Origin of the sequence: Litoribaculum gwangyangense, from assembly GCF_039543505.1 — a bacterium.
GTDB classification, from domain to species: domain Bacteria; phylum Bacteroidota; class Bacteroidia; order Flavobacteriales; family Flavobacteriaceae; genus Litoribaculum; species Litoribaculum gwangyangense.
On sequence record NZ_BAABJW010000002.1, the window covers coordinates 132920 to 152260 of the forward strand.

Sequence of the window (19341 nt, forward strand, 5' to 3'; positions counted from 1 at the left end):
TGACGCAAAACTAATAAATCATTTGGTCTGATTTATCAAAAATTTCAATTAATAAAACGAAACATTTAAATTAAAATTACGCCTTTGAACGAAATTATAATTGAACTTGAAGAGATTTCTCCTAAAGAATTTTTTGGAGCCCACAACATTAACATTGAACTACTTAAAAAACACTTCCCAAAACTTAAAATTGTAGCCCGTGGAAACAAAGTAAAAGCCTTTGGTGACGAAGAATTACTAGAAGAATTTGATCGTAGAATTACCATGCTTTTAAAACACTTTGGTAAATACAATAAAATAGACGAAAATACCATAGAACGGGTCTTAACTAGCCAAAGTAGTGATGATTATACAACATCAAAAGAAAGTGGTCAGGTTATTGTTCATGGAGTTGGCGGTAAACTGATAAAAGCCCAAACTGCTAACCAACGAAAGTTGGTGGAGTTGATGCGAAAAAATGATATGGTATTTGCCATTGGACCAGCAGGTACAGGTAAAACTTATACTGGGGTGGCTTTAGCGGTTCAAGCACTAAAAAATAAGGAAGTAAAGCGTATTATTTTAACGCGTCCAGCTGTAGAGGCCGGAGAAAATCTAGGGTTTTTACCTGGTGATTTAAAAGAAAAACTAGACCCTTATATGCAACCCCTATATGATGCTTTGCGCGATATGATAGCTCCAGAAAAGTTGGCTATGTATATAGAAAATGGGACTATTCAAATTGCTCCATTAGCATTCATGCGAGGAAGAACCCTAGATAATGCTTTTGTGATTTTAGATGAAGGCCAAAATACCACACATGCTCAAATGAAAATGTTTTTAACCCGTATGGGAAAAAACGCTAAATTTTTACTAACAGGCGATCCTGGGCAAATAGATTTGCCACGACGTACCATTTCAGGATTAAAAGAAGCACTATTGATATTAAAAAATGTAGAAGGGGTAGGCATGATATTTTTAGATGATAAGGATGTCATTCGTCACAGCCTTGTTAAAAAGGTAATAGAAGCTTATAAAAGTATTGAAAATAGAGAGTAATGAGTAATACGATTATAGATACCAATTTTAATTTTCCAGGACAGAAAAGTGTTTATAAAGGAAAGGTTAGGGAAGTTTATAATATAAATGATGAAGAACTCATCATGATTGCCACAGATAGACTGTCAGCGTTTGATGTAGTAATGCCAAAGGGTATTCCTTATAAAGGTCAAATACTTAACCAAATAGCCACTAAAATGATGGCAGCTACGGAAGATTTGGTGCCCAATTGGTTAACGGCAACACCAGACCCTAATGTAGCCGTTGGACATTTATGTGAACCGTATAAGGTGGAAATGGTTATTCGAGGATATATGTCTGGCCATGCAGCACGTGAGTATAAAGCTGGTAAGCGGTTGCTTTGTGGTATAATTATGCCTGAAGGCATGAAAGAAAATGATAAGTTTCCAGAACCAATTATTACGCCAGCAACTAAGGCAGAAATGGGAAACCATGATGAGGATATCTCTCGTGAAGACATTTTAAGACGCTGCATTGTTTCTGAACAAGATTATTTGGTTTTGGAGGATTACACCCGTAAGTTATTTAATAGAGGTACTGAAATAGCAGCATCTCGCGGACTTATTTTAGTGGATACCAAATATGAATTTGGCAAAACCAAAGATGGTAAAATTGTATTGATTGACGAAATACACACCCCAGATTCCTCACGTTATTTTTATGCAGATGGTTATGAAGAACGCCAGCAAAAGGGAGAACCTCAAAAACAACTTAGTAAAGAGTTTGTTCGGCAATGGCTAATAGCTAATAATTTCCAAGGACTTGAAGGCCAAACGGTGCCATTTATGAGTGACGAATATATTGAAACTGTTAGTGAACGCTATATTGAGCTTTACGAAAACATAACTGGAGATACCTTTTTTAAAGCTGATGTTAGTAACATACAAAAGCGAATTGAAGCGAATGTGTTAGAGTATTTAACAAATAAATAAATATTTAAAACACAGGTCTAATATCTACGGCTACTTTCATTTTATTTTTACCAGTACTATAAATCACACCTTTTAGTGGTGGTACATCGTAATAATCACGGCCATAAGACACAATAATATGCTGGTTTTGTGGTATTTGGTTGTTTGTTGGGTCAAAATCTATCCACCCAAAATTAGGTATATAAACTGAAAACCACGCATGAGAAGCATCGGTACCTATAAGTTTTTCTTTTCCAGGTGGTGGCAAGGTTTCAATGTAACCACTTACATATCTTGCTGGCAACCCAACCGAACGCACACAAGCAATGGCTATTTGTGCAAAATCTTGACACACACCTTTTTTCTCCTTCATGACCTCATGAATAGGCGTAGCCACATTAGTCACTTTAGTATTAAACTCAAAATCGGTATAAATACGTTGCATCAACTCATAGGCAGCTTCAAAAACCGAACGGTTAGGTTTAAATGATACCTCGGCATAAGCCTTAATTTCTGTAGTGATGTTGGCAATGAGAATGGATTCCAATACAAACTGTTTTACATCTACCAACTCTGGATTAAAGTGTTTTAAAATTATTAATGCGTCCTGCAACGTTAGGTTTTGCGCCTGATAATCGTTATAAATATTGGGCGTTAAGGTTACATCTTTCAATATTTTACTATATGCCGTGACCTTTAACTTGCTATGATGTTTTTGTATTGAAAATCGAGTAACGGTATTCCCGAAGAAATCCAACTTTTCTGATATTTCTGTGGGTGTTGGGCTAATTTCCAAGTGATAATCTATCAAGGTTTGTCCTAACATGTTTTTGGGTTTTAACGTTGCTATATTATGGCAAAAAGTTACTCCACTTTCATAATTATAGCTTGTTGAATGGGATACTTGATACATCATTTTATTGTAATGGGAAATCTTGATTTACTAATTGCTTTTGTTGGTAGGAGTGATTGAAATAGGTGTCGGATATGGCCAACGATGTTTCATGGAGTAAGTCACTCAATTCTGCTAGGGCACTATCTAAATTTTGCCTTAATGACCCTTCTTTGTTTAACTCTATTAGGTTCGTAATGTTCAATATTTCTACTTTCGAAATTGCTAAAGCTATTTTTTCCTTACATTGAGAATTAGCATTCATTACCTCTGTTTTCGGTAATCTATCAATATCTTTTTTAATACGCTTTATTTGGTAGGTAAGCGATTTTGCATAATCTTTATCTAATAAAATTAGGTTGATAACATTTTCCAAACTTAAATAGGAGCGGTAGCTATACCTGTAAATATTTAAACTTTCATGACTGGTTAAAAGTGATTCTAAAATGTCATACTGCAAATCTTCATCATAATTAAAAACAAGTAACGACCGGCATTTGGCTATATTCATCATAGCTTGTTCGCTTTGAAGACCAATAAAATAGAGTAGTAAACCTTGGTTAACCAAAATACTTTCCTCAATTAAACCCATAAATGCGATTAAACGCGTAATGATGCGATCTAACAATTTTGATAGCTCAACAACCGTATAATTTTTATCTTCTTTAAAGTTTTTCCATTGCTTTTTGATACTATCAAATACTCGCCACATATCTTTGGACCACAAACTCCTTAGAGAGTAATACGAATTATTAAAACTGCTCATGGTTTGTGCAAAACTTCCCATTCTGGTTTCGTCCATCATTAAGGATACGATTTCCTTTAATGGATTTTGTAAAGTTAACGAAGCGCCTTTGCCTACAAAACCAGGAAATGTTGAGGTAATATTGGTAATGGATTGATACAAATAGATTAAACTTTCAGAATCAGATTTTCTGGTGTTGTATTGTATTTGATTCATCCTATTTAAAACCATTCGTAAGTATCGTGCCGTCACCAAGGCCCTGCCTAAATAACGACCAGACCAATATAAATTTTCGGCAGTATTACTAGGTAAATCGTTAATATCTGAAATTGAAATTCTACATGAGCTATCCCAGGAATAGTTTTGAATGTTAGTTTGTGGGTGGTCTGTAATTATCCAAAAGTCTTTACTTACCCCACCTCGCTGGTTCGATACAAATAAATTTTCCCTTTCAGCAGCCACTCGAACTAAGCCACCTGGCATAACCCTATAAGTTTTGTCTTTTGCTATGGCAAACGTCCTGCACATCACTTTTCTGGGTTCTAATGTTCCTTGAATAAAATCGGGAGCCGTTGAGAATGATATTTTTTCTTGGGCAACAAATTTATAGGGAGCTGCTAAAATTTCCTTTCTTAAAGTTTCTAAAGCTTGGGTATCCAAAAACTCACAAAAAAATATGTACTCTCTATTGGAGCGGTCTATGCGTTTTACTACTAAATCATTTAAGTTATTTAGTACATATTGACATTCTTTTTCTTGTCCGCACCACCAGGAAGCAATTTGGGGTAAAATTAAATCTTCATTAAAGAAATAGTTGCAAATGGCATTCATAAAAGGAATTAAACCTGAATTTTCCAAAACACCGCTACCAATAGGGTTTACAATAGCTACTTGCTGGTCCCTAATAACATTTAATAATCCTGCCACCCCTAAATAGGAATCTTCCCGGAGCTCCAAAGGATCCATAAAGGCATCGTCGACGCGTTTTAAAACCACATCAACTTGTTTAAGTTCTTTTAAAGTTTTCATCCAAAGCTTACCATTTCGTACTACCAAATCATTACCAGTAACTAACGGATAACCTAAAAAAGAAGCCATGTAAGCATGTTCAAAATAGGTTTCGTTTAATGGACCAGGAGTTAATATTACGATGTTTGGGTTGTTTTTATTTTGAGGCGCACAATCTAAAAGCATTTGGTTAAATTCATAGAAGAATTGAGAAGGTTGCTTTACATTGATGTCTCTAAAAATGTCTGGTAATACTCGACTTATAGAATATCTGTTTTCCAAAGCATATCCCATACCTGAAGGTGCTTGTGTGCGATCGTTTACAACCCACATGCGTCCATCTGGACCTCTTGCTAAATCTGCTGAATGGATTAATAGATGCTTGGATGTTTTATATTGAATTTGGTCACACTGTCTTAAAAATCCTCGATGAGCAAAAATAACTTCTTGAGGAATAATTCCATTTTTTATGAGTTCTTTTTCACCATAAATATCCTTTAAAATAAGATTTAATAATTCTGCTCTTTGGGTAATACCTTTTTCAACAGTTTGCCACTCATTTTGATGAATAAGAAAAGGCACGATATTTAAATCCCAAGATCGTTGCATGCCCTTGGGGTCGTTATAAACATTATAAGTAACCCCGTTTTCGTCCATTAGCCAATTGATTTCATCTTGTTTGGCTAGCAATTTTTCGGTTCCCATTTGAGTTAAGTTGTTGAGTAACTTTTCCCAGTTTGGGTTTATGGACATATTAGATTTCAATACTTCATCATAATTCCTGAAGTCGGAAAAGTAATTATGAAACAGAGTATTGGAATTTAATGCCATTGGGATATTATTTTTTTCTTAAATCAAGTGTATTTGGAAATTCAAAATTTATAGGGAGCTCTTTATATTTAAACTTCTTCGAACTGGTTTGTTTCTTTATTTTTTGAAATTCTTTTTTGGTAATGATATCATCCATATCGGGTACAAGGTCGCCTTGGGTATGATTGAAACTCCAAAAACGATTAATTCTCCTCGATTCTGCCTCCAAACTATTTATAGGGTAGGTTTCATAGGAACGACCACCTGGATGTGCTACAAAATAAGTACAGCCTCCAATGGAATGTTTATTCCAAGTATCGACAACATCAAAGACCAAAGGTGCGTCTACTCCAATAGTAGGGTGTAAAGCGGAATAAGGGTTCCAAGCTTTATAACGGATCCCAGCAACATATTCGCCTTTCACGCCTGTATTTCTTAAAGGGACTCTAACACCGTTGCAAGTTACAATATATCTTTCATTAACAAAGTTTGAAACTTTTATTTGAACCCGTTCAAGCGATGAATCTACATATCTGGCAGTACCTCCTCCAGTCATTTCCTCACCTAATACATTCCAGGGCTCGATCGCTGCTCTTAATTCTAGATGCATTCCATTAATATCCACCATACCATGTAGTGGAAATCTAAATTCAAAAAACGGATCAAACCAGTCTTCTTTGAATTCGTACCCAGCTTTATTGAGTTGTTTCACTACATCATTTATATCTTCCCTTACGAAGTGTTCTATCAAAAATTTATCATGCAACTCCGTACCCCATCTCACCAAATCATGCTCATATGGTGTTTTCCAAAACCATGCTACTAAGGTTCTAACCAATAAGTTTTGCATTAAACTCATTTGTGGATGTGGTGGCATATCGAAAGCCCGCAGTTCCAATATACCAAGGCGACCTGAGGATGAATCAGGTGAATATAGTTTATCGATACAAAATTCTGCCCGGTGCGTATTTCCTGTTAAATCGGTTAATAAATGACGAAATAATCTATCGGTTAACCAAAAAGGCACGTCACCATTCTTCGGGATTTTACTGAAAGCAATTTCCAACTCATACAAATTTTCCATTCTTGCCTCATCAATTCGGGGTGCTTGACTGGTGGCACCAATAAAAGCTCCAGAAAACAAATAAGACAATCCAGGATGATGTTGCCAAAAAGTAAGTAAACTTCGTAATAAACTCGGTTTGCGTAATAAAGGGCTATCGGCAGGTGTAATACCACCAAGGGTAACGTGGTTACCACCGCCGGTACCCGTGTGCTTACCATCAAGCATAAATTTTTCGGTACCTAAACGCGACTGTTTGGCATGTTCGTATAATACCAATGTATTATGTGTGAGCTCCTTCCAATTCTTTGCAGGTTGAACATTTACCTCAATCACACCTGGGTCTGGCGTAATTTTCATCGATTCGAGACGATTATCATGTGGTGGATCGTAACCCTCAAAAACCACTGGAATATTGAGTTCATTGGAAGTAGCTTCAATGGAGGCTATTAAATCCAAATAGAATTCAGCAGCATCTAGGGGCGGCAAGAACAAGTATAACTTATTATCTCTGACTTCAGCACAAAGAGCAGTTCGAACAAAATATTCAGTTTTTTGGTTTTCAATAGGTTTTTTATGCCTTTTAGCTACCAAATCAGAAAACACAGGTAAAGCATCTTGTTTTGAAAATTGATCGGGTTCAAACTTTGGAAACTCTTGCTGTTTTGGTTTTTGAATTAGCGAATTAAGTGGTAAACGCAACCCAATAGGGGAGTTACCTGGTACTAAAAAGATGTTTTTTCGTCTAAACTCCCAGTCGCAACTATACCATGTACCTCCAGAATTATTTAACGGTAATACGTAACCCACAGGTTTTGAAGTACCGTCTTTTAAAATTTCTTTGAGTTTATCTTTTACCAACAAATTACCGTTTTCCTTCGTTGGGTCAATATCAATCGGCATTTGACCTTCTTGCCAAAGGAAATAAAAACTATCCTCGTAAGTTGGTTTGATGGTTTTATCAGAAAGCCCTAAATATTTTGTAAGCGTTTTTAGGAATTTTTTATCGGTGTCTTTTGGAAGTTTTGGGTTGTCAGAATACAAGGATAATAACGACTTATTGTTCCAAATTGGGTTTCCATCTTTTCGCCAACAAATCTCAATAGACCAGCGTGGAAGTGGTTCTCCCGGGTACCATTTGCCTTGGGCTTGATGCAATACGCCACCTTTACCAAATTCGTCATAAAGTCTAGTTGAAAGGTTTTTAGCCAATTCACGTTTGTGTTTGCCATCGGCATCAGTATTCCATTCAGGAGATTCCATGTCATCAATGGATACAAAGGTAGGCTCGCCGCCCATAGTTAATCGCACATCACCTTTCTCCAATTCATCTTCAACCTTAAACCCCAAACTGTAAATAGCATTCCACTGTTCTTCGGTGTAGGGTTTGGTTACTCTAGGTGATTCTAAAATGCGTTTAACTGAATTTTCAAAAAAGAATTCAGTTTCACAAATATCGGTCATTCCACTTACTGGGGCTGCACTTTCAAAGGAAGGTGTACATGCCAAGGGGATATGCCCCTCTCCAGCCAATAAACCAGATGTAGCATCAAACCCAATCCAACCAGCACCAGGAATGTAAACTTCAGCCCAAGCATGTAAATCGGTAAAATCTTCTTCAGGACCCGAAGGACCATCTAACGATTTTTCATCCGATTTTAATTGTACCAAATAACCTGAAACAAAACGCGCTCCAAAACCTAAATGCCGCATAACTTGTACAAATAACCAAGCATAATCTCTACAAGAACCATTTTTTTGAACCAGTGTTTCTTCACAGGTTTGTACACCAGGATCCATCCTGATGTTGTAGTTTAAGTACTCATATATTTTTCTATTGATATCTATTAAAAAGAAAATAGTTTTTCTGGGCGAGAGATCTATTGTCTTTAAAAATTCGTTTAAAACAGGGCCATTATCCGTAATTTCCAGATAGGGTAGAAGTTCTTTTTTGGTGGTTTCTAGGTATTTAAAAGGATAATCCTCAGCATATTTTTCAACAAAAAAGTCAAATGGATTTATGGTTTTTAAATCGGCTATAATTTCAACATCAATGGAAAGTTCTTTCGTTTTTTCAGGGAATGTTAAACGAGCTAAATAATTTCCAAAAGGGTCTTGTTGCCAATTAAAAAAATGATTTTCAGGTTTTATTTTAATAGAATAAGCTTCAATAGGTGTTCTACTGTGTGGTGCCGGACGTAATCTAAAAATATGTGGCGATAAAGAAACTGAACGATCGTATTTGTAAAGAGTTTTGTGTGAAATAACAATTTTTAACGCCATGAAAGTGAAGGTGGTTTTGAAATTAATTACTTAAAAAATATACTAAATATAAACTATTTATAAGCAATATGTAGTTATATATTTTAAAAGTGAATAATTATTAATAAGTATCAGATAATAGATTATTTTAAATGTGAATTTTATGAATTATGCCTTTATTTTTTTTAAAATTGATAATTTTTTTATTGATTGATAAACATGTATTTTTTATACCGTATTATGAGGTGTAAAATCTATTTTCTTGCTCATTAACCCTAATAAAAGTTGTACGTTTTGTAAGCTCTTTTAAGCGTGATGCACCCACATAGGTACAGGTACTTCTCAGACCTCCCAAAATATCTTGAAGGGTGTTTTCAACACTTCCTTTATAAGGAATTTCTACTGTTTTTCCTTCACTAGCTCTATATTCTGCTACACCTCCAATATGTTTTTCCATGGCTGTGGAAGAACTCATACCATAAAATTTCTTAAATAATTTACCTTCCCTTTCTATAATTTCACCACCGCTTTCGGCATGTCCTGCCAACATACCACCTAGCATTACAAAATCAGCTCCAGCACCAAAGGCCTTAGCAATGTCTCCTGGTGTTGTGCAACCTCCATCACTAATTATTTGTCCACCTAAACCATGCGCTGCATCGGCACATTCTATGATAGCCGATAATTGAGGATAACCAACACCAGTTTTAATTCGGGTAGTACAAACAGAACCCGGACCAATACCTACTTTCACAATATCGGCTCCAGATATTAAAAGTTCTTCAACCATTTCACCTGTAACAACATTGCCAGCAATAATTACCTTTTCTGGATACAATCTTCGAGTGTGTTTAACAAAATCCGCAAAATATTCAGAATATCCATTGGCTACATCAATGCAAATAAAGTTTAAAAACGGGTAAGCTTTTATAATTGCAGCTAGTTTTTCAGAATCCTGTTTACTAATGCCAGTACTTACAGCTATATTCTTTTTAGTAGTTTCTGACGATGAGGACAAAAAATTATTCCATTGTGCAACCGAGTAATGTTTATGTATGCTGGTAAATAATTTTTTTTCAGATAAAGCCTTAGCCATTTCAAAAGTGCCTACAGTGTCCATGTTTGCAGACATTATTGGTATACCAGACCATATAATAGGGCTATGTAAAAATTTAAATTCACGTTCCAGTGTCACCTCTGATCTGCTTTTTAAGGTAGAACGTTTTGGACGAATCATAACATCTTTAAATCCTAATTTTATATCGTTTTCTATTCGCATTTTCAGTTATTAATTTAGATCTAAAATTACATTATTTCAGTGTAAAATGATCAAATGATTTATAAAAGTTAATTAAGTACGATACTTTTGTTAATTAACTTTTTTATGGATATGTTTGTTAAAATGTCCTTTTAAATGAGTTTTACCTTAAAGTCTCTTAATTCTATAAAAATAAGGAGAAAATTATCCTTTTCTATTCTCATTTCAATAATAGCCATACTCATTATTGGTTATGCATTTCTTGAAAAACATATCTTCATAGAGAGTGCTGCTATTTTTTTATTTGTACTCGCCATAATTCAGGTTTTTGCACTCCAATATTTTTTTAAAAACCAATTAAAAAATGAAGTTATTGAAAAGAATTTAAGGCTTAGAATTAATACTTTGAACGACAGTCTAAAAGATTCTGATACAGTAATTGATGATAAGTCGGTTTATTTGGCTAATATGAGTTATGAAGTTAGAACACCTCTCAACACGGTTTTAGGAATGATAAAGATGTTGAAGGATACAGATTTAGATCATGCACAAAACTTAAAATTAGATATAGCTGAATATTCTTCAAAACATTTGTTGCAGTTATTTAATATGGTCATTAACAATGCACAAATTGAAGCTAATGAGTTTAAATTGAATCTTTCTGCAGTGGATTTAAAATCTGATTTACAAAAACTATTCAAGGTTTTTGAATATCAAGCTTGGGAAAAGGACTTAGAATTTGAACATAAATTTTTATCAGATCCAAAAAAGGACCGATTTATGGTCTTTGCCGATTCAGAAAGGATTCAACTGGTATTGATTAATTTAATTAATAACGCCATAAAATTTACAGAAGACGGCAAAATATCCATAATAGTTGACCAAACTGTAGAAATTGATGACAGTCAAATTGTTACCTTTTACATTAAAGATACAGGTTCAGGCATGAAACCAGATGAAATAAAACATTTTTTTGATAATTCCTTAGATAAAAGGACTAAAAAGTCCATTTTAAAAGAATTTAAAGGTTGGGGTGTTGGCCTTTCTGTTTCAGACCAAATAGTTAAACTTATGGGTGGAAGTTTGAAACTAGAAAGTAAAGTAAATGAGGGTTCTACATTTTATTTTAGTTTACAACTAAAAAAGACCTTGAATGTTAAAACTACGGAAGAGGTTCTTAGACCAGTTATATTCGATAAGTTTAATGTGTTAGTAGCCGAAGATAATAAAATGAACCAAAAGGTTATTAAGTTTCTGTTAGAGCAACAAGGCGCACAATGTACATTTGCAAAAAACGGTTTGGAGGCCGTTGAACTTTATAAAATATTAGATTTTGATTTGATATTTATGGATATTTATATGCCAGATATGGATGGTTACCAAGCCACTAAGTTCATAAAAGAGGCTGATAAGTATGCTCTAAAACACACGCCTATCATTGCGGTTTCAGCTAGTGCTTTTGAAAAGGATTTAATTAAAGCCAAATTAGCAGGAATTGATGACTTTTTAGCAAAACCCATAGAAGTAGTAAAGCTTAAAGCACTACTTTCAAAATACTCTAAAACAAATTCTAAGGCTTAAAATAAAATTCTTATTTTACTGCTATCATGCTAATTTCCACATTAACATTTTTGGGCAATCTTGCAACTTGAACGGTCTCACGTGCAGGAGCGTTAGCTTCATCAAAATAACTTCCATAAACCTCATTTATTAAAGCAAAATCATCCATATTAGATATAAAAATTGATGACTTTACAACGTGGTTAAAAGTCATATTAGCTGCTTTTAAAACCGCTTTCAAATTCTCCATAACCTGTTTGGTTTCGGTTTTTATATCATCTAGAACCAACAAATTAGTTTCAGGATTGAAGGCTATTTGGCCTGAAGTGTATAACGTATTTCCTGCCAAAACTGCTTGATTGTATGGTCCGATTGGAGCAGGCGCTTGATGTGTAGTAATAATCTTTTTCATATGATATTTTTATAATCTTATATCCGGTTGTCTCCGTTGTTCATATTTGAGGTCTTTTAAAATACTAGATTTGATGCCTATAAAAAAGTTCCATGAAGTTCTCGCACTGAAAGGAATCCAACTAAAATTCATGCGCCAACTTAACAGATCGCGTTCAAAACGAAGTTGTGTATAAGTAAAACCAGAATTTTTTAAATCGTAACCTGAGGATGCGCCAACAGACCATTTTGGGGATAATTCAATATCACCTGAGAACATAAGGGAATGTGATGAAATTTCGTTTTGCCTTCTAGAATTGGAATAATTTAGAGCATATGCGACTCTTAAGTTCCAAGGAATTTTGTAATTGTATAATTCGCTAGGTTCTTCATTTTCCTTGTCTTTTGCAGGATTTATTTGTTGATTTGCAAAATCTTGAGATACTCCAAATAAATCATCATCACGACCTCCACTTCTAACATTTTCATCAATTCCAGGATCATTATTATCATCCTTTTTATCACCTTTTTTACTTGAAAGAGACCAACTAGCTGTGAAATTAGCACTTGTTAATCTAAAAAGACTTCCTCCATTATCAATATTAAACTTATCTATTCTGTTGTTATTACTATCTAGGGCATAGGGGTCTAGTGTTGCACCAAAATTGATACTCATTTTGTCTTTAAAAAGTTGTGTACCTCCCGTCATTCTTACAGGGCTCCACTGCAAAGAGTCACCAGCAAAATTATAAGAAGTTGAAAAGTTTAAATTGTTAAGTAACATAACTTTTTTTGGTTCTGTGGCGGTACTATCTTTATCTTTTACTTTAGCTTCAAAATTATTGGATACGGAAATGCCCATGGAACTTGAAAAATTCTTACCAGGCACCCCAAATATTCCCTGTTCAAAACGGGTAAATTCCAAGTTTCTGTTTTCCAAAATCACATCCAATTCGGATTGTGTTAATCCGTTGGCATTTATAACTTCAGCACTTTCATAATACTTATTAAAAGCAGGATTTATATTATAACTAATGGAAGGCCTCATGACATGCCTTATTTTCTGAATTTTCGGGTCTTTACCTTCTTTTTCAAAATTAAACATACCATAAATGGTTGTCCCTATACTGGTGCTGAAATTATAAGTTCTAAAAGTATCGAAACCATTCACAGTTTCAGTAACTGTCTGTCTGTTGGAGGCATCAAAAGATTTATTAATGGTATTAAAGGCCCATACCTCGTTGTAATTAGTACTAGCACTCATACTAAAATACTTAAACACTTTAAAGTTGGTGTTTATTGGGATGCTGTGTTGAAAACCAGCTCTTGCATAATCAAACATTTCTTTTTTGAAGAATAAAGAATCAGTTGTTTGAATTCTATTTTCACCACGAAGATTGTATTGTAAATTGACATTTTGAATGATACCTTTTTTAGAACCATTTTTTCCTGCAAATGGATACATTCTACCAACACTTCCTTGAAATGTCGGAAGTGTCATATTGATGGTCTCAGTATTCGTATTTTGAGAGTGTGTAGCTGTAACACTGAAATTAACTTGGGGTTCTCCTTCAAAGGTTTTGGAGTAGGAAACAGATGATGCCAAGGTGTTATTCAGAAATGCCCCAGAATTTACTTGATTTACAGAATTTCTGTAATAATTACTACTTCCTAAGTTTACGGAGGCTGAAAAACGAGAACTTGGGTTAGCTTTGGAATCTTGACTGTGCGACCAGCGTAAATTATATATAGTTCCTCTGGAATAATCTTCAAAGCCACGTTCGCTGGTAATTAAATTTTCATATCTAAATCCAACATTACCCCTAAATCTGTAACGTTTTGCATAAGTGCTTTCTAATCTAGTTCCCCAGCTGCCATTGGTAAAATAATCCCCTAAAACAGCTAAGTCTATATAATCATTAATTGCGAAATAATAACCTCCGTTTTGTAAAAAAAAACCACGTTCGTTTTGTTCACCAAAAGTGGGAATAATAACACCAGAAGTTTGTTTTTCACTTTGAGGAAAAAAACCAAATGGCAAACCTAAGGGAGTTGGTACATCATAAATAAATAGATTTGCTAATCCCGTTACAATTTTCTTGCCAGGTACAATTTTAGCTTTTCTAAGTTTTATATAGTATTCTGGGTCTTCTAAATTTTCGGCTGTGGTATATTTAGCATTTTTTAAGAAGTAAACAGAATCGTTTTCTTTTTTTGTAATATTTGCAATCACGGTACCTTCACCTTGTTCGGTTTTCGAATTAAAAATGAGGGCTTTTTTAGTGTCCGTATTAAAAATAATGGAATCGGGTTCCACTATATTACTCCCTTGTGTAAAAACAGGTTTTTGGGTATATCCTTCAATGGAATCAATAATCCCCTTCGCATAAACGGTATTTTTGGTATAATCTATGGTTATACTTCCAGCAGTGATGTTCATGTCGCCATAATCAATTCTTGCCATGTTGTACAGATAAAGTTTTTGCTGTTTTTGACTAAATTTGGTGTAATCATCAGCATGATACTTTACAATATTCTCTAAAAGTTCCTTTTTTGGTTTAATAGAATCTATTAAAGTAGAATCTTGTTTTTTTTCAGATAATATGGGAGTTTGAAGACTATCGGAGCTAATGACCAAGCTATCTGCAATACTTCGATTTATTGTTTTTGCCTTAACAGGAATGTCTTGGGCAAAGCTTATCATGTTAATAAACATTGTAAAACTTAATGCAAAAAGTATTTTAAAGTTGTTTGTGCGCAACGCTTTTAAATGTATTTTTGTAATAGTATGGCTCGGTTTTTGAAAAGCCAAAATTACATATATTTTTCTGGGATTATTTATTATTCAATTAAAAATTTAAAATTGTACAATGCTCAATAGAGTGGGGTAATAAACAAAGTTTTTTAACCGTTAGTTCCATAAAAAATATTTAGTTTATAAAATTCAAAAAAATATTAGAAATTATAGTATGCGATTTATTAATAAAAGCAATATTTATTTCATAAAAACGAATAGAATGTATCTTTTCGTATTCTTAATGATGTTATTAGTTTTTTCGTCATTCATTAAAAGGCCAAACATACCACCATCAAAAAAGTTTGTCGTAGTTCTAGATGCTGGACATGGCGGTAAAGATCCGGGAAATATTGGAAATGGCTTCAAGGAAAAGGATATCGCCTTAAAGGTAGTTTTGGAAGTAGGTAAAGAGTTAGAAAAGGATCCCAATATTCAAGTAATTTATACGCGTAAAGATGATAAGTTCATAGATTTATTTGTAAGAGGCAAAATAGCGAATAAGGCGAATGCCGATTTGTTTGTGTCTGTTCATTGTAATTCTCATAAATCTGATGCTCATGGTACGGAGACTTTTGTTTTGGGAACCCACAGAAATGAAACGAATTTTGAAGTTGCCAAAAAGGAAAACTCCGTTATCTTCATGGAAGATGATTATGAGAAAAATTATGAGGGTTTTGATCCCAACTCGCCTGAATCTGTAATGAGTATTTTATTGAGTCAAGAAGAGTATTTAGATCAAAGTATTATGTTGGCTAGCTTAATACAAAATAAATTCACCAATGTTTTAAAAAGAAAGAATAGAGGTGTAAAACAAGCTGGTTTTATAGTGCTTCACCAAACCGTAATGCCCAGTGTTTTGGTTGAAATGGGATTTTTAACCTACAGAGAGGAAGGCGCTTACTTAAATTCTAGAAAAGGTCAGTTAGAAATATCTACATCTATTGTTAACGCTATACTGGAGTATAAACACAGTATCGATAACAACATAGGAAGTATATACTCAACCTCTGAGATAGCTTACGAAAATGAAGAGCAATCCAGCAAGGATATTACCTTTAAAATACAAATCGCAGCCAGTTCCAATGCTTTGGAAACTAAATCCTATAACTTTAAAGGTTTGGAAAATATTTCAAGAATCAAAGAAGGCAGTCTTTATAAATATTTTTATGGTAGTACCAATAATTATGAAGACACAAAACTACTTGAAGTTGAGGCAAAGAAAAAAGGATACAACTCCAGTTTTGTGGTAGCTTTTAAAGACGGCAAAAAAATAGACTTAATAGATGCTTTAAAATCAACAGCTAATTAGAATGGTTCTTTTTAAATTTATATTAAATTTGTTTATCATACGATATTTATTTTGAGATGGGGGTAACCAATATGTTATTAAATAATTTCATCTTAAATTTAAAAGTAAACAGCAAATTATAGATGAAAATATCAAAAGAAGTTAAAACAGGTGTTTTAGTAATACTAGGAATTATCCTTTTTATTTTTGGGTTCAACTATTTGAAAGGTAAAAATCTTTTAGAATCAACCAATGTGTTTTATACGGAATTTAATTATAACGCGTTAAGCACATCTTCTCCAGTTACCGTTAAAGGAAATACGGTTGGTAAAATTACTAATATTTCATACGACTTTAAAACAGGTAAAACCAGAGTCGCTTTTTTCGTTGATGAAGAATTGAAATTCTCTAAGGAAAGCGTTGTAAGGATGTATGAAACAGGTTTAATGGGTGGTAATGGGTTGGCCATAATAGTGAGTGATGAAGGCGAACTGGCCAAAGCTGGCGACCTTTTGAAATCGGAAGTGGAGGTTGGACTTGTAACAAGTCTTTCAAGAAATTTCTCAGGATTAAGTAGTAATTTGGATTCCACTTTGAAATCTACAGATTCCTTGATTAAGAGTTTGAACAAGGTAGTTAATGACCAGTCTGAAAAGGGTTTGAAACGCACTGTTGAGCAACTAAACGAAACATTAAAATCATTTGAAGCCACTTCCAATTCGGTTAATGGTTTAATCTCCAAAAACAATGAAAATATAACAACCACTCTTGAAAGTTTTAAAAAAACAAGTCAAGATTTGGCCTTATTATCAACCAATCTTAAGGATGCTAATATTGGTAAAACCATTGAATCTTTAAATATAACTTTAACAAACTTAAACAGTGTATTGGAAAAGGTAGATAATGGTGAAGGCACATTAGGAAAATTACTTAAAGAAGAAGGTTTGTACAACAATATCGAAGCTGCCACCAAGGAAATGGAGGAATTGATAAGAGATATTAAATTGCATCCAGCACGTTACAGAAGGATCTTATCCAAAAAAGAAATTCCTTACGAACCAGAACCATCTAACTAATGCATTATTAATGAATTACATTGACAATATACTATTCATCATCATACTCATTCTTGGGATTGGCTATTTTTCAAAAAATGTAAAAAAGCTTATTAGAAATATTAAGTTGGGTAAAGATGTTGATGTTAGCGACCATAAACAGGAACGTTTAAAAAACATGGCACTTATAGCTTTTGGGCAAAGTAAAATGGTGCGTCGCCCCATTGCCGGATTGCTCCATGTTATTGTTTATATCGGGTTTATTATTATCAACATTGAAGTTCTAGAGATTATAATCGATGGTATTTTTGGAACTCATAGAATAGGTTTACAAGTGTTACCAAAATCCATTTATGGATTTCTTATTGGTACTTTTGAAATATTGGCAGTATTAGTTTTAGTGTCGGTAGTTATTTTTTGGTTACGAAGAAATACATTAAAAATTAAACGTTTTTGGAAAAGTGAAATGACCAGTTGGCCAAAAAATGATGCCAATTTCATTTTGTATTTTGAAGTAGTTTTAATGTGTTTGTTCTTAATCATGAATGCAACAGATGCTACATTTCAAGAAATGAATTCTGGAAATCTCATAAGCCAGTATATAGCACCCTGGTTTTCAAATATATCAGAAAACACACTTCATATAATTGAGAGAAGCGCTTGGTGGTTGCATATAGTTGGTATTTTAATATTCCTTAATTATCTGTATTTCTCAAAGCATCTTCACATACTATTAGCATTTCCAAACACCTATTATGGTAAGTTAACACCTCAAGGGCAATTCAATAATCTGGAATCGGTTACTAAAGAAGTCAAAATGATGATGGATCCAAATATCGATCCTTTTGCAGCTCCAGCTGAAGGTACAGATGCAGCAATGCCTGAAAAATTTGGAGCCAGTGATGTGCAAGATTTAAGTTGGGTGCAATTGCTAAATGCCTACACTTGTACCGAATGCGGACGTTGTACTAGCGAGTGTCCTGCTAACCAAACGGGTAAAAAGCTATCACCTCGTAAAATCATGATGGATACTAGAGACCGTCTTGAAGAAGTTGGTAAAAATATTGATGCCAATAACGGAGAGTTTAAAGACGATGGCAAACAACTTTTAGATAATTACATCACCAGAGAAGAATTATGGGCTTGTACTTCGTGTAATGCTTGTGTTGAAGCGTGTCCGGTAAGTATTGATCCCTTGTCGATCATTATGGATATGCGTCGTTATCTGGTTATGGAACAATCAGCTGCTCCAGCCGAATTAAACAACATGATGACTAATATAGAGAACAATGGCGCACCATGGCCATATAACCAAATGGATAGGTTAAACTGGAAAAACGAATAATAAAATAATTATGGCGTTACCCTTTGGGTCGGGCTTTTCGCGCTACATGGTAGCATGCTGCAATCCCTAACGCAAAAAAAACACTCAATTCAATGAGCGAAACAATCAAAGTGCCAACTATGGCAGAATTTATGGCACAAGGCAAACAACCAGAAGTATTGTTTTGGGTAGGCTGTGCTGGAAGTTTTGATGATAGAGCCAAAAAAATAACCAAAGCATTTGTAAAACTTTTAAATAAGGCTAAGGTAGAGTTCGCTGTTTTAGGAACGGAAGAAAGTTGCACTGGCGATCCTGCAAAACGCGCTGGCAACGAGTTTTTGTTTCAAATGCAGGCAGTCACTAATATTGAGGTTTTAAATGCCTATGAAGTTAAAAAAATTGTGACGGCTTGTCCGCATTGTTTTAATACTATAAAAAATGAATATCCTGGATTAGGTGGAAATTATGAGGTAATGCACCATACCCAGTTTTTAAAAACCTTGTTGGATGAAGGACGTTTAACCATTGCAGGTGGAAAATTTAAGGGAAAACGAATAACCTTTCATGACCCCTGTTATTTAGGTCGTGCCAATAATGTTTATGAAGCACCACGAGAACTCATTCAAAAGCTAGAGGCGGAATTAGTAGAAATGAAAAACTGCCGAAAAAACGGACTTTGTTGTGGAGCAGGTGGGGCACAAATGTTTAAAGATGCTGAAAAAGGAGATAAAGAAGTAAACATTGAGCGCACCGAACAAGCTTTGGAAACCAAACCAGAAATCATTGCTGCAGGTTGCCCTTTTTGCAACACCATGATGACAGATGGTATTAAAGCTAAAGAAAAAGAAAGTGCTATTGCTGTTATGGATGTCGCCGAATTAATTGCCAATGCACAAGATTTGTAGGCAATGAAAATAAA

At 34.3% G+C, this 19341-nt stretch carries 13 protein-coding genes; 7 read left to right on the forward strand and 6 right to left on the reverse strand.

Annotation, left to right across the window (positions count from 1 at the left end; all coding sequences use genetic code 11):
- Nucleotides 1-84 precede the first annotated feature (84 nt).
- Entirely contained in the window at nt 85-1038 is a 954-nt protein-coding gene (locus ABD963_RS06215) for a PhoH family protein (RefSeq protein ID WP_345276089.1), read from the forward strand.
- A complete protein-coding gene (locus ABD963_RS06220; RefSeq protein WP_345276090.1) occupies nt 1038-1991 on the forward strand; it encodes a phosphoribosylaminoimidazolesuccinocarboxamide synthase in 954 nt (317 codons plus the stop codon). Before ABD963_RS06215 ends, ABD963_RS06220 begins: the two co-directional genes overlap by 1 nt.
- Before the next feature lie 4 nt (nt 1992-1995).
- On the opposite strand, the gene ABD963_RS06225 is transcribed toward ABD963_RS06220, so the two are convergent.
- From ABD963_RS06225 to ABD963_RS06240, 4 genes are all read right to left on the reverse strand, one after another.
- Nucleotides 1996-2886 carry a transglutaminase family protein gene (locus tag ABD963_RS06225; protein ID WP_345276091.1) on the reverse strand — a complete coding sequence of 297 codons (891 nt, stop codon included), beginning with the start codon at nt 2884-2886 and terminating at the stop codon, nt 1996-1998.
- A gap of 1 nt (nt 2887) precedes the next feature.
- The gene (locus ABD963_RS06230) at nt 2888-5446 is read right to left on the reverse strand and encodes a circularly permuted type 2 ATP-grasp protein (protein WP_345276092.1); all 2559 of its coding nucleotides are present in this window, start codon (nt 5444-5446) and stop codon (nt 2888-2890) included.
- A gap of 7 nt (nt 5447-5453) precedes the next feature.
- Complete coding sequence (locus ABD963_RS06235; protein ID WP_345276093.1) at nt 5454-8771, reverse strand: transglutaminase family protein; 3318 nt, start codon at nt 8769-8771, stop codon at nt 5454-5456.
- Between the two features lie 217 nt (nt 8772-8988).
- Complete coding sequence (locus ABD963_RS06240) at nt 8989-10029, reverse strand: GMP reductase (RefSeq protein ID WP_345276094.1); 1041 nt, start codon at nt 10027-10029, stop codon at nt 8989-8991.
- 135 nt (nt 10030-10164) lie between these two features.
- Between ABD963_RS06240 and ABD963_RS06245 the strand changes: the two genes are divergently transcribed.
- Nucleotides 10165-11589, forward strand: coding sequence for a response regulator (locus ABD963_RS06245; RefSeq protein ID WP_345276095.1), 1425 nt, complete (start codon nt 10165-10167; stop codon nt 11587-11589).
- Between the two features lie 10 nt (nt 11590-11599).
- On the opposite strand, the gene ABD963_RS06250 is transcribed toward ABD963_RS06245, so the two are convergent.
- Together ABD963_RS06250 and ABD963_RS06255 are read right to left on the reverse strand one after the other, a co-directional pair.
- Entirely contained in the window at nt 11600-11980 is a 381-nt protein-coding gene (locus tag ABD963_RS06250) for a RidA family protein (RefSeq protein WP_345276096.1), read from the reverse strand.
- 9 nt (nt 11981-11989) lie between these two features.
- Nucleotides 11990-14770, reverse strand: a complete 2781-nt coding sequence (locus ABD963_RS06255) for a putative LPS assembly protein LptD (protein WP_345276097.1) — start codon at nt 14768-14770, stop codon at nt 11990-11992.
- A 205-nt stretch (nt 14771-14975) separates the two neighbouring features.
- Here ABD963_RS06255 and ABD963_RS06260 point away from each other — a divergent pair, with 205 nt between their 5' ends.
- The 4 genes from ABD963_RS06260 (at nt 14976) to ABD963_RS06275 (ending at nt 19327) form a co-directional block, all read left to right on the forward strand.
- Nucleotides 14976-16064 (forward strand): N-acetylmuramoyl-L-alanine amidase family protein, encoded by a 1089-nt coding sequence (locus tag ABD963_RS06260; protein ID WP_345276098.1) that lies wholly within the window; start codon nt 14976-14978, stop codon nt 16062-16064.
- Between the two features lie 122 nt (nt 16065-16186).
- Nucleotides 16187-17119: an MlaD family protein gene (locus ABD963_RS06265; protein ID WP_345276099.1), complete on the forward strand. Its 933-nt coding sequence runs from the start codon at nt 16187-16189 to the stop codon at nt 17117-17119.
- Between the two features lie 10 nt (nt 17120-17129).
- Nucleotides 17130-18443 carry a 4Fe-4S dicluster domain-containing protein gene (locus tag ABD963_RS06270; RefSeq protein WP_345276100.1) on the forward strand — a complete coding sequence of 438 codons (1314 nt, stop codon included), beginning with the start codon at nt 17130-17132 and terminating at the stop codon, nt 18441-18443.
- 92 nt (nt 18444-18535) lie between these two features.
- Nucleotides 18536-19327, forward strand: a complete 792-nt coding sequence (locus ABD963_RS06275; RefSeq protein WP_345276101.1) for a (Fe-S)-binding protein — start codon at nt 18536-18538, stop codon at nt 19325-19327.
- Nucleotides 19328-19341: the final 14 nt, after the last annotated feature.

What these genes read in the sequence shown, in the direction of transcription:
- ABD963_RS06225 (WP_345276091.1), bottom strand. Translation starts at nt 2,886, where the DNA reads ATGATGTATCAAGTATCCCATTCAACAAGCTATAATTATGAAAGTGGA.
- ABD963_RS06275 (WP_345276101.1), top strand. Translation starts at nt 18,536, where the DNA reads ATGAGCGAAACAATCAAAGTGCCAACTATGGCAGAATTTATGGCACAA.
- ABD963_RS06245 (WP_345276095.1), top strand. Translation starts at nt 10,165, where the DNA reads ATGAGTTTTACCTTAAAGTCTCTTAATTCTATAAAAATAAGGAGAAAA.
- ABD963_RS06230 (WP_345276092.1), bottom strand. Translation starts at nt 5,446, where the DNA reads ATGGCATTAAATTCCAATACTCTGTTTCATAATTACTTTTCCGACTTC.
- ABD963_RS06240 (WP_345276094.1), bottom strand. Translation starts at nt 10,029, where the DNA reads ATGCGAATAGAAAACGATATAAAATTAGGATTTAAAGATGTTATGATT.
- ABD963_RS06220 (WP_345276090.1), top strand. Translation starts at nt 1,038, where the DNA reads ATGAGTAATACGATTATAGATACCAATTTTAATTTTCCAGGACAGAAA.
- ABD963_RS06260 (WP_345276098.1), top strand. Translation starts at nt 14,976, where the DNA reads ATGTATCTTTTCGTATTCTTAATGATGTTATTAGTTTTTTCGTCATTC.
- ABD963_RS06250 (WP_345276096.1), bottom strand. Translation starts at nt 11,980, where the DNA reads ATGAAAAAGATTATTACTACACATCAAGCGCCTGCTCCAATCGGACCA.
- ABD963_RS06235 (WP_345276093.1), bottom strand. Translation starts at nt 8,771, where the DNA reads ATGGCGTTAAAAATTGTTATTTCACACAAAACTCTTTACAAATACGAT.
- ABD963_RS06265 (WP_345276099.1), top strand. Translation starts at nt 16,187, where the DNA reads ATGAAAATATCAAAAGAAGTTAAAACAGGTGTTTTAGTAATACTAGGA.
- ABD963_RS06270 (WP_345276100.1), top strand. Translation starts at nt 17,130, where the DNA reads ATGAATTACATTGACAATATACTATTCATCATCATACTCATTCTTGGG.